This window comes from Ideonella sp. P3_A4, assembly GCF_056403075.1.
This window is the reverse complement of the sequence record NZ_JBFUGE010000210.1, coordinates 1-10,417: the sequence shown is the minus strand read 5'-3', so window position 1 is coordinate 10,417 and position 10,417 is coordinate 1. Positions and strand designations below refer to the sequence as shown.

General features: G+C 64.7%; 6 protein-coding genes and 1 pseudogene. 4 read left to right on the top strand and 3 right to left on the bottom strand.

Going from position 1 to position 10,417, the window contains the following annotated elements:
* Positions 1 to 1,393, bottom strand: a pseudogene (locus tag AC1DYI_RS18295) (alpha-amylase); the annotation flags it as partial.
* 318 nt (positions 1,394 to 1,711) lie between these two features.
* Positions 1,712 to 2,911: a pyridoxal phosphate-dependent aminotransferase gene (locus AC1DYI_RS18290; protein WP_477205557.1), complete on the bottom strand. Its 1,200-nt coding sequence runs from the start codon at positions 2,909 to 2,911 to the stop codon at positions 1,712 to 1,714.
* 128 nt (positions 2,912 to 3,039) lie between these two features.
* Between AC1DYI_RS18290 and AC1DYI_RS18285 the strand changes: the two genes are divergently transcribed.
* Entirely contained in the window at positions 3,040 to 4,011 is a 972-nt protein-coding gene (locus AC1DYI_RS18285) for a helix-turn-helix transcriptional regulator (RefSeq protein WP_477205556.1), read from the top strand.
* A 21-nt stretch (positions 4,012 to 4,032) separates the two neighbouring features.
* Here the strand turns inward: AC1DYI_RS18285 and AC1DYI_RS18280 are convergent, their stop codons facing one another.
* The gene (locus AC1DYI_RS18280) at positions 4,033 to 5,049 is read right to left on the bottom strand and encodes an SMP-30/gluconolactonase/LRE family protein (protein WP_477205555.1); all 1,017 of its coding nucleotides are present in this window, start codon (positions 5,047 to 5,049) and stop codon (positions 4,033 to 4,035) included.
* A 182-nt stretch (positions 5,050 to 5,231) separates the two neighbouring features.
* Here AC1DYI_RS18280 and AC1DYI_RS18275 point away from each other — a divergent pair, with 182 nt between their 5' ends.
* The 3 genes from AC1DYI_RS18275 (at position 5,232) to AC1DYI_RS18265 (ending at position 10,302) form a co-directional block, all read left to right on the top strand.
* Positions 5,232 to 7,325 carry a hybrid sensor histidine kinase/response regulator gene (locus AC1DYI_RS18275; RefSeq protein ID WP_477205554.1) on the top strand — a complete coding sequence of 698 codons (2,094 nt, stop codon included), beginning with the start codon at positions 5,232 to 5,234 and terminating at the stop codon, positions 7,323 to 7,325.
* Between the two features lie 119 nt (positions 7,326 to 7,444).
* Positions 7,445 to 8,134, top strand: a complete 690-nt coding sequence (locus AC1DYI_RS18270; protein WP_477205553.1) for a flavin reductase family protein — start codon at positions 7,445 to 7,447, stop codon at positions 8,132 to 8,134.
* 1,805 nt (positions 8,135 to 9,939) lie between these two features.
* Positions 9,940 to 10,302 (top strand): DUF4224 domain-containing protein, encoded by a 363-nt coding sequence (locus AC1DYI_RS18265; protein ID WP_477205552.1) that lies wholly within the window; start codon positions 9,940 to 9,942, stop codon positions 10,300 to 10,302.
* Positions 10,303 to 10,417: the final 115 nt, after the last annotated feature.

Sequence of the window (10,417 nt, the reverse complement as noted above, 5' to 3'; positions counted from 1 at the left end):
AACCGGTCGCCTGGTTGAAGGCCGAGAACTGCCCTTGCCAGATCAGCGGCGGCAAATGCCAGTGGTACCAGGTCGGGTCGGATGAGCTGTCGCGCGTGTCGACCCATGAGCCGTCTTGCACATRCTGCACGTCGCCATCGTGGATCGGGTGTGCATTCAGGTACTCGTCGATGCCTTGGCAGAAGCCGTTGCCGGCGCAGGTGACGCGGTGGCCGTTCTGCCAGGTGTCGAGCGAGCCGGCACGGCCGCCGGAGTTGTCGCCGTCGTGCGCGACGACGAAGAATTGCCGCGGCTCCAGCGCGGTGTAGGGCATCAGCTCATCGACTGTCGTCGAACCGTCCCAGCCTTCGGCCCATGAGCCGTTCTGGCTGACCGGGATCGCCGCGACCTTCGACACCGAGCCGGTGGCCGGGTCGACTGCGCGCACCCAGTGCGGCGTCGACGCGAACGGGAACTTGTTGACGATGACCTGCTGCTCGTGCGCCATGCCGTTCGCGACCCACGAGCCGCTGTTGGCGGTGTTGCGCAGGTCGGCCCGATTCGGCGGCGAGATCAGCGTGTCGCCTGTCGCATCGAAGCTGCTGAACGGGTAGTCCTTCAGCGTGCGCGAGAAGTGGTTGTTGCCAACCACCGTCCACTGCACGCCGAGCTTCGCGAGCGCCGGGATCAGCCGCTCCGAGAAGCCCAGCTCGGTCGGGAAGAAACCACGCGACGAGGTGTAGCTGTTGCCCAGGAAGTAAGGCTGCGCCAGCGAAGCGCCGTGGAAGATCAGGTCCTTCAGGAAGTAGTCCGGCCCGACCAACGGCCCCATCGTGTGATGGCCGGGGAAGTGGATCAGGTCGAGCGTGCGGTGGCCGTTGGTGGTGGGCAGGCCGTTGTAGGCCGTGGTCCAAGACGCACCCCAGTTCGGGTTGGTGTAGCCCGGCACGTTCTGCAGGTTCTCGAGGCTGTTGACGTTGTTGACCACTGCGCCGGACATCGTCACGTGGATCTGCCCGCTGCCGCCAGACCAGCTCTTGACCTCGCCCGCGTCCTGCTGCGGCCACCACTGGTAGGCGCCCGCCTTCGCATCGGGTGAGTAGTAGTTCACCAGGTCGTCGTGCGGCATGATGCCGCCGCCCAGCGAGGCTGGCAGGAAGTAGCTGTAGCCCGGCGGCGGGCTCTTCTTCAGGTTGATGACCTGGCCGTCGTAGGTGTAGCGGATCGGCTGGCCGATGGTCGTTGCGTTGTAGGTGGCCGCCACGTCCACGCCGTAGAACGGCCAGAAGTTCGGCATGTGGTTGTGGTAGACATGGGCCGCGGGGATGCTGGCGGCGTGGGCGGTAATCGGCTGACCGGCCAAGACCACGATGGCCGCGAGGGCCAGCACGGATGGGTTGAAACGTCGGCGCATGAGAGCTCCTTCCCGCCGCGCGGGAATACAGGTCGTCAAGGTGGAAGTCAACGATCTGACGCGTTAGTTCGCGGACCCTCGCCAACAGCAGGAGCGGGGTTGGGGCTGGACGCGGATCACGCGTGGCCCCAGCAGGTCGTCGGTGCCGGTATCGGCATCACGGCCGCGACTCTACTAAAACAAAACTACCGACAACTCTTCGTTTTCCCTAGCCTGAACGACGTCGTTGCAACGGCGTTTTTCGCAGGAGAAACCCCTTCGCCGTCGACTACATCGTAGTTTCAATGTAGCCAGACTACAGACGTCGTCAAACGACGATCAGCGAGATGCCAGATAGCGCTGAAGCCGCGCCACACCGGCGTCCAGACGCGCCGTGTCGCAGGCATAACACCAGCGCACGAAGCCCTCGCCTTCGGGGCCGAAGGCGCTGCCCGGCGCGAGGCCCAGGCCCACGTCACGCACCAGTGCCTTGCACAACGCGAGGCTCTGCTCGGCGCCGGGCAAAGTGAAGAACAGGTACATCGCGCCCRGCGGCGCCTTGACCTGCACGCCAGGCAGCGCCGACAAGGCCTGCACCAGGTGATCGCGCGACGCACGCAAGTCACCCACCAACTGCCGCACGAAGGTTTCGCCTTGCGTCAACGCGGCGATACCCGCCTGTTGCACAAACACTGGCGAGCATGAGGTGTTGTATTCGATCAGCTTACCCAGGTCGCCCATCAGCGCGGTGGGCGCCACGATCCAGCCCAGGCGCCAGCCGGTCATCAACCAAGCCTTCGAAAACGAGTTGACGCAGATGACGCGCTCATCGCGTCCGGCCAGGTCCAGGAACGATGGCGCAGCCTCACCGTCGCCGGCATAACTCAATCGTTCATAGACCTCGTCGGCGATGATCCAGATGCCCAGGCGCCGGCAATGATCCAGCACCGTGCGCTGGTCATCACGGCTCATCATCCAGCCGGTCGGGTTGTTGGGCGAGTTCAGCAGCAGCAAGCGGGTGCCCGGCGTCAGAGCCGCCAGCAACTCGTCCATGTCCAGCGACCAGCCTTGCGCGCCGAAGCGCAGGCCCACTGTCTGCACCTCGGCACCGAGGATCTTCGGGATCTCGACCAGGTTGGGCCACAGCGGCGTGACCGCCACCACCCGGTCACCCGCGCCGGCCACCAGTTGCGTGGCCAGCATCAATGCGCTGACACCGGAGCTGGTCACCGCCACATGATCGACTGTGGTCGCGCCATGCAAGCCGGTGACATAGGCGGCCAGGGCCTCGCGTAGCGGAGCGATGCCCAGGTTGTGCGAGTAGAACGTCGCGCCCTGCCCCAACGCAGCAGTGGCGGCCGCGCGGATGAACTCGGGCGTCACACGGTCGGACTCGCCGAACCAGAACGGCAGCACATCGGGCACGCCCAGGCCGGCATTGGCCACCTCGCGGATCTGCGACGAGCGCAGGGCGCGGACGTTGTCGCGGGCATCGGCTGCGGCGTGGGCGAAGAGATCTGGGGCAACGGGCTGATTCATGCGGTCCATCCATGGCGACAGAGCCCCCATGCTAACGAGCGTCACGCTCAAGTGCCTGCTCGAAAATAGCTGCCAGCCGAAGTCAGCTTTAGCATCCAGACTGGTACCCACCCACCACGGAGCTTTCCTTGCGCGCCAGTCGCCTGTTGTCGATCCAGATGCTGTTGGAAACCCGCGGCCGGATGAGCGCGCGGGCGCTGGCCGATGCGCTGGAGATCTCGATCCGCACGCTGTACCGCGACGTCGACGAGTTGACCGCTGCCGGCGTGCCGGTCTACGCCGAGCGCGGCCGCGCCGGCGGATTCGAACTGATGCGCGGCTGGAAGACCACGCTGACCGGGCTGACCCCATCGGAGGCGCAGGCCGTGTTTCTCAGTGGCCTGGCCGGGCCGGCCGCCGAGTTGGGGCTGGGCAACGACGTCGAGCAGGCGCAGCTGAAGCTGCTCGCCGCGCTGCCCGCTTCGTGGCGCGACGATGCGCGCCGCGTCAGCTCGCGCCTGTACCTGGACCCGATCGACTGGTACCGCGAGTCACAACCCTTGCCGCACCTGGCCACCGTGGCCACCGCCGTCTGGGATGAGCGGCCGCTGTCAATGCACTACGAGAGCTGGAAGCTGACGTCGCGCCGCACCATCCACCCACTTGGCCTGGTGCTGAAGGCCGGCGCCTGGTACCTGGTGGCGGCCAGTGACGACAAGCTGCGCACCTACCGCGTGGCCAGCATCCTCGACGCCGAGTTGCAGCCGGGCGTCGTCAAGCGCCCCAAGGGGTTCAACCTGACCGAGTACTGGCGCCAGTCGGTGCAGCGCTTCGAAGCCGAGGTCTTCAAGGGCGAGGCCACGGTGCTCGCCACCCCCAGTGGCTTGAAAGCCCTGTCCTTCCTGAGTGCTGCGGTGGCCAAGGTCGTGGCCACCGTCCACCGGCCCGAAGGCGATAGCGCGCGTGTCGAGCTGCGCATCCCGATCGAGACGATCGAGCACGCCACCGGCCAGCTGCTGCGGCTGGCGCCCGACGTCGAAGTGATCGGGCCGCCAGCCCTGAAGCGCTCGACGATCGAGCGCCTGCGCCGCATCGTCGAGCTATACGGCCTGAAGGACTGAGTCCTCGCCAACGGCGTGCGTTCAGTAAGGCATGCCCGGCACCTTCAGGTCGACCTTGAAGACGCCGCGGCCGCTGCCCTGCCCCATCGCGGTGATGAACAGCGTCTTGCGCTTGGCGCCGCCGAAGGCCACGTTGGTCACGCTGCCGGCGCCGGCGGGCATGTGCAGGCGATCGATCTCCTTGCCCGCCGCGTTCAGCACGATCACGTCGGTGCTGGTGACATAGAGGTTGCCGGCACAGTCCACCACCATGCCGTCGGCCCCGCCGATCTGGCTGGCGAAATGCTTCGGCGGCCCGACCGACCCATCGGCCGCCACCGCGTACTTGTACAGGCCGTCGAGCGACGACAGGTAGAGCGTCTTCTCATCGGGCGACAAGGTGACGCCGTTGGGTTGCGAGCGGTTCGCATCGATCACCTGGGCCTTGTGCGAGCCCGGGGCCACACGGTAGACGCGGGTCTTGGCCTGTGGCGGCGGGTTGGTCGCCTGCCAGGTGGGGTCGGTGAAGTACAGCGTGCCATCGCTGCGGAAGGTCAGGTCGTTCGGCGAATTGAAACGCTGGCCCTGGTAGCCCGAGACGATCACCGTCGGCTCTTCGCCGGCGGCACCGAAACGCACGATGCCGCCCACCTTGTGGCTGGCGCCGTAGAGCTTGCCGGCCGCGTCGGTGGCCAGGCCGTTGGTGCCGGCGGTGGCCATGAACACCACGCCGGTGTTGTCGCCAGTGATCTTCAGCACGCGCGAAGGCGGCGGGTTGACGCCCTGTCCAAACTCGCTGACATACAGCGAGCCGCCCAGCCACACCGGGCCCTCGACATTGGCGTTCAGGTTGCCGTTCTGGTTGAACGCGTCACGCGGCAAGGCGTTGTCCAAGTGCGTGATCTGCGCGCCGGGCGGCACCGGGTGGCCGAACGGACCGGCCGGGCAGGTCCAGGCGGCACGTGCATTGCCCACCACGGTGAGGATCGACAGGGCCAGGGTGCCAACGCGGGCAGCCGCGGCCAGCCGGCAGCGGGTGCGGCCCGCAGGCGAGATCATGGTGCAAGCCTCGATCATGAACAGGTCTCCTTGGTTCGTGCGCGGGCGATGTGCCAGGGCGGAGCGATTGGATGATTGTGCTGCCGCGGTAGTTCACCTCAGAAGATGACGGTTCGCTGCGTCACGCCCTGAAACAAAAGGAATAGACTTTGCCGCACCCTCGCTCGCTGGCCCACGCATCCATGGGACAGGACCCGCTGCCACCGCTACCCGACAAGCCGATGCCGGTTGACGGCCCTGCCGTGCCGGAGTGGCCGTTGCCCGACCCGCAGGACCATCGCTACCTGTTCGAGGCGAACCCGTTGCCGCTGCTGGTCTACGACCTGGCGACGTTGCAGATCGTGGATGTCAACGCAGCCGCGTGCAACGTCTACGGCTACACCCACGACGAATTCTGCGCACTGACGATCCGCGATATCCGCCCAGCGGAAGACGTGCAGTACGTCGAAGAATCGGTCCGCAGAACGCCGCGGGCCAGCCGCTACTCGGGCGTCTGGCGCCACCTGACCAAGGACCAGGTGATGATCTACGTCGAGATCAACTCGCGCGAGCTGGTCTACGAAGGCAAGCCGGCCCGCCTGGTCTGCCCGGTCGACGTGACACAGCGGGTGCACGCCGAAACGACGCTGCGTGAACGCGAGGCCGAGCTGAACCGCGCACAGGGACTGGCGCAACTGGCGCACGTGGTCACGTCGGACGTCGGCTGGTTCGAGAACTGGTCGGACACGCTGCACCAGCTCGCCGGCGTCGAGCGCGCGAATCTGCCGCACAGCCTGCTCGAATGGTCGCAGCTGATCCACCCCGACGACCGCGACACCTTCTTGCAGACCATGGCGGTCGACACACTGCCTTCGGGGCGGGTGGATGTGGAGTACCGGCTGGTCCAGCCTTCGGGCGCGGAGATCCACGTCCACCAGACGATCGAGCCGCTGGCCACCCGCGCGGGCGATGACCGCCGCCACTGGTTCAACACGCTGCAGGACGTGACGATCCAGAAAGTGGTGACGGCCGATGCGCAGCGCCTGAACGAGGTGCTGGAGCGTCGAATCCATGAACGCACGGCCGAACTCGAGCGCTCGAACGAAGAGCTGATGGCAGCCAAGGCCGCCGCCGAGCGCGCGAACCGGGCCAAGTCCGACTTCCTGTCCAGCATGAGCCACGAGCTGCGTACGCCGCTGAACGCGGTCATCGGGTTCGGCCAGCTGCTGGCCACCACCGGCGGCAAGGCGGCCAATGCCGAGCAGCACGCCGGCTACGTGCGCCACATCGTCGAGGCGGGCCAGCACCTGCTGCTGCTGATCAACGAGTTGCTCGACCTGGCGCAGATCGAAGCGGGCAAGGTCAACATCCAGCTGCAGGCGGTCGAGCTGCCGCCGCTGCTGGACGAATGCCTGCGCATGATGGAGCCRATGGCGGCTGTCCGGTCCGTCCAGTTGGTCCCACCGATCAATTGCGACCTGCTCGCGCTGGCCGACCGGGGCCGGCTGAAGCAGGCGCTGATCAACCTGCTGTCCAACGCCATCAAGTACAACCGCCCAAACGGCATGGTCCACGTCGTCTGCACCCGGCCGCGTGGGTTGCGGCTGCGCATCGAAGTGCACGACACCGGGGCCGGGCTGCGGCCGGCGCAGATGGATGCCCTGTTCCAGCCCTTCAACCGCCTCGGCCAGGAGACCGGCAAGACCGAGGGCTCAGGCATCGGCCTGGTGTTGACCAAGCGCCTGGTCGAGTTGATGAACGGCCAGATCGGGGCCACCAGCACGCCGGACGTGGGCAGCGTGTTCTGGATCGAGCTGCCCGAGGCGGCCGCGTCACCGGCATGGGCCGATGCAGACGCGCGTGAACGCGCCGCACCGGCGGCAACGGACACGAGCAGCGACAGCGGCCCGCAGATTCCGGTGCTGTGTGTGGACGACCATCCTGCGAGCCAGATGCTGGTCGAAGAAATCCTGCGACACCGTCCGCAGCTGAAACTGTTGAAGGCCGACAACGGCTGGCTCGGCGTGGAGCTGGCGCGCGAACATCAGCCCGCGGTCATCTTCATGGACAACAACATGCCCGGCCTGAGCGGCCGCGAGGCGCAACGCATCTTGCGCAGCGATTCGCGCACGGCACATATCCCGATCATTGCACTGACCGCCAGCGCGACGCCGGGCGACGTGCAGAGTGGCGTGGCCGCCGGTTTCTTTCGCTACCTGACCAAGCCGGTCGACGTGGGCGAGTTGCTGGCCGCCGTCGACGACGCGTTGGTCAAACCGCCCAGCGATCCGGGCTAGCGCCTGCGCGGCACGGCCGCTTGCGGCGAAGAAAAACCGTGTCCGAATCCGGCGCGACAGCGGCCGGCGCTACCGGCACATTGAGGCACTGTCTTTTCAATGCTTCATCAGGAGTCGGCATGCACCAGCGGCAAGAACCCGCCATTCTTTACTTCGGCACGCCCGTGGTCGTGATCAGCACGATCAACGAGGACGGCACGCCCAACCTCGCCCCGATGTCATCGGCCTTCTGGCTCGGCTGGCGCTGCGTGCTGGGTTTGGGGGCCAGCTCACAAACGGCGCGCAACCTGCGGCGCGCACGCGAGTGTGTGCTGAACCTGCCGTCGCAGCATGAGGTCGACTACGTCGACAGGCTGGCTCTGACGACTGGCAAGAACCCCGTGCCGCCGTGGAAGGCGGCACGCGGATATCGCCATGAGCAGGACAAGTTCGAGATTTCCGGCTTCACGCCGGTGCTCTCAGAGACCGTGGCGCCGCCGCGGGCGCATGAATGCCCAGTGCAATTGGAAGCCGTGGTCGAAGCCATCCACGGCGTCGCCGACGACGACGCGCTGCTGCGCGGCAACATCCTGAACATCGAGGTGCGCATCCAGCGTGTGCATCTGCACCCGTCGATTTTGATGACGGACAAGCCCAACCGCATCGACCCCGACAAGTGGCGCCCGCTGATCATGAGCTTCCAGAAGTTCTACGGCCTGTCCGACGGGCAACTGCAGCCGTCGGCCCTGTCCTCGATCCCCGAAGCGGCGTACCGCAGCCCGGACGTGGACCGTGCGCGTGAAGCCGGCGCATTGGTCACGCCCAGTTGATCGGCATCCACCTGATGTGGCCTGATCGAGAAACCGATCAGGCAAAAAAAACGGGTTAGACGCAGAACGTCTAACCCGTTGATTCATTTCTTATTGTTTGGTGCGGCTGGCAGGATTCGAACCCACGACCCCTTGGTTCGTAGCCGGATAGCCGGACGTCAAAGATCGCTTATGAAGCAAATACTTAGAAGCGGCTTTGTGTACCACTGATCGCGTTGTTCAGCGCTCGTAAGTGGTTGATTTATAACGATCAAGGCTGATCCAATAGTACAGGGCACGGTCCCCCTTTTTGACGGGACGTCTCGGTGAACTTCGATCCCGCGCCCTGCGCGAGCTGGTGCCGCCACAGGCCCGCAGCCTAGTCAACCAAGCTCAGCGCTGGACTCCATGCGCGAGCCAAGTGAGTTCGACCTACAGGCACCAGGTGCTCATCACCCAGGGGGCGTCTGGACGTCTCCGACGAGCAGCGCTCTCAAGACGCCCTGGGCGGACTCCGGCTGCGGCGATCCCTGTGTGCGAGGAGCCGTCGCCGTGGGCGGGTCCGCTGAAGTATTCAGGTGGGACTGGCCGTTCGCTGGGCTGTCGCCTTGACTGCAGAGCCGGCCACATAGTTCGCGCGCGCAGGTAGCAGTGAACTCAGAGAGCCTCCGGCTCTTCTGTGGATTGCTGAGGGAGCTGAGGGAGCTGAGATTCAGTCAACACATTTGACTTAGCCCAGCTCAGTAGATCACACCAGACCCAGAAGACCTCAGCAGAGCGAGTCGCACTTCATTAGAACTGCTAGCGCAGTGAATTCAGTGTAATTCGGAGGTTACCACAGTAGCACAGATGAGCTCAGGTGCCCTCAGGGCACTCCTGCGGATCATCAGAGGAGCCAAGTCTCAGTCCACTCGGAGTTCCAGCTCATCTCGAAGTCAGTGATCAGTGTAGTTAGCCCACGGAAGACTTCAGGCGCCCTCCGGGCGCTCTGTGAAGAACAAATGAGCCGACACAGGTTCGAACCAAGGAACCGAACCGCATGGAGCGCAGCGACACACTCGCAAGACTTCGCCCAGAGAAGCCCAACGCGCCCCGCAGGACCCTAGTTCCACGAAAGAAGAGTCCAGAGGGCCTACGGCCCTCGTAGAAGAACTTAGCCCTCTCAGCGCCTCCGGTAGATGCCATGAAGAGCGCGTGGCAGATCGAACGCATCGATCTTCGCCCGGTCAGCCTCGGGGTGTGGTGAAACGTGCGAGCTGGGTACGAGTCGAGGACTGTCGAGCAAAGCGCGGAAATCCGAAACACCCCCCCCCGACCTCACCTGTCGGTGATTGGCGTGGGCGGCCCTCCGGGCATGGAATGGGGCATGGGTGGTAGCCCGTGCGTTTGGCATCAATCTCCTTGTGGGGTTGATGCCACTTTTTCTACACACACCCGAGCTGAGACAGTCCGATGCAAGAAGGCGGGACATGTCGTCACAGTCAGAGGAGGTGGACAGTCATGCGGCCTAAGAAAAGCGACGTACATCGAGTCAGTCGGCCCTTTTCCTCATTCCGATACCCACCCGATATACAAGCTCGTCCCCGGTCCTCGCGTCGAGGCGCCCTCCTGGCGCTGGAGTGAAGTTCTACAAGAACTTCTCACCATCACCCAGGAGAACTCATGAAACCACCATAGCGCAGACGACGGACACATTGGAACTAAGACTCTATTGCGGGCGATCCTCGACAGGGATCGCCCGCTTTTTTCTTTGACTTGAGAGAACTCAGCGGAGAAGTCCGTAGAAGTTCTCACAAGTACTCGACCGATATTCTCACCATCGAAGAATGACCCAAACTGACTATGTACAGCCGATATACCCATCGCGTGGGACCGGCCGCGGCGAATCGAACCAAGACAGTCCTCGGGCCGCACCGCATACGCGCCGGCACGAGCTCGCCCACTCCCACGCTCACGTCGAGTCCACGGGAACGTTTCTCCAGCCGGAAGAGCTTCACAGCCTGACGGACAGGACTCGTCGACACGCCCAAGTGAAGGTGCTCCGCTCCATGGGCATCGAACACAAGGTGCGTCCTGATGGCGGCATCGCCGTCTTGCGATCCCACATAACAAAGGTGTTCGACGGCAGCTCCGAAGCCACCTCCCGAAGACATCAAAAGGTAGCAAGCCCGAACTGGCTCGCCATCTAGAACCAGAAAGAACTTCCCCATGCCAAGACCGCGCAAGCGCGAGAACCAAGCCCTGCCACGCCGTTGGCGTCACATTCATGGCGCGTACTACTACAGCGTCCCTCCGGGCCTCGAG

What these genes read in the sequence shown, in the direction of transcription:
- AC1DYI_RS18280 (WP_477205555.1), bottom strand. Translation starts at nt 5,049, where the DNA reads ATGATCTCGCCTGCGGGCCGCACCCGCTGCCGGCTGGCCGCGGCTGCC.
- AC1DYI_RS18270 (WP_477205553.1), top strand. Translation starts at nt 7,445, where the DNA reads ATGCACCAGCGGCAAGAACCCGCCATTCTTTACTTCGGCACGCCCGTG.
- AC1DYI_RS18265 (WP_477205552.1), top strand. Translation starts at nt 9,940, where the DNA reads ATGACCCAAACTGACTATGTACAGCCGATATACCCATCGCGTGGGACC.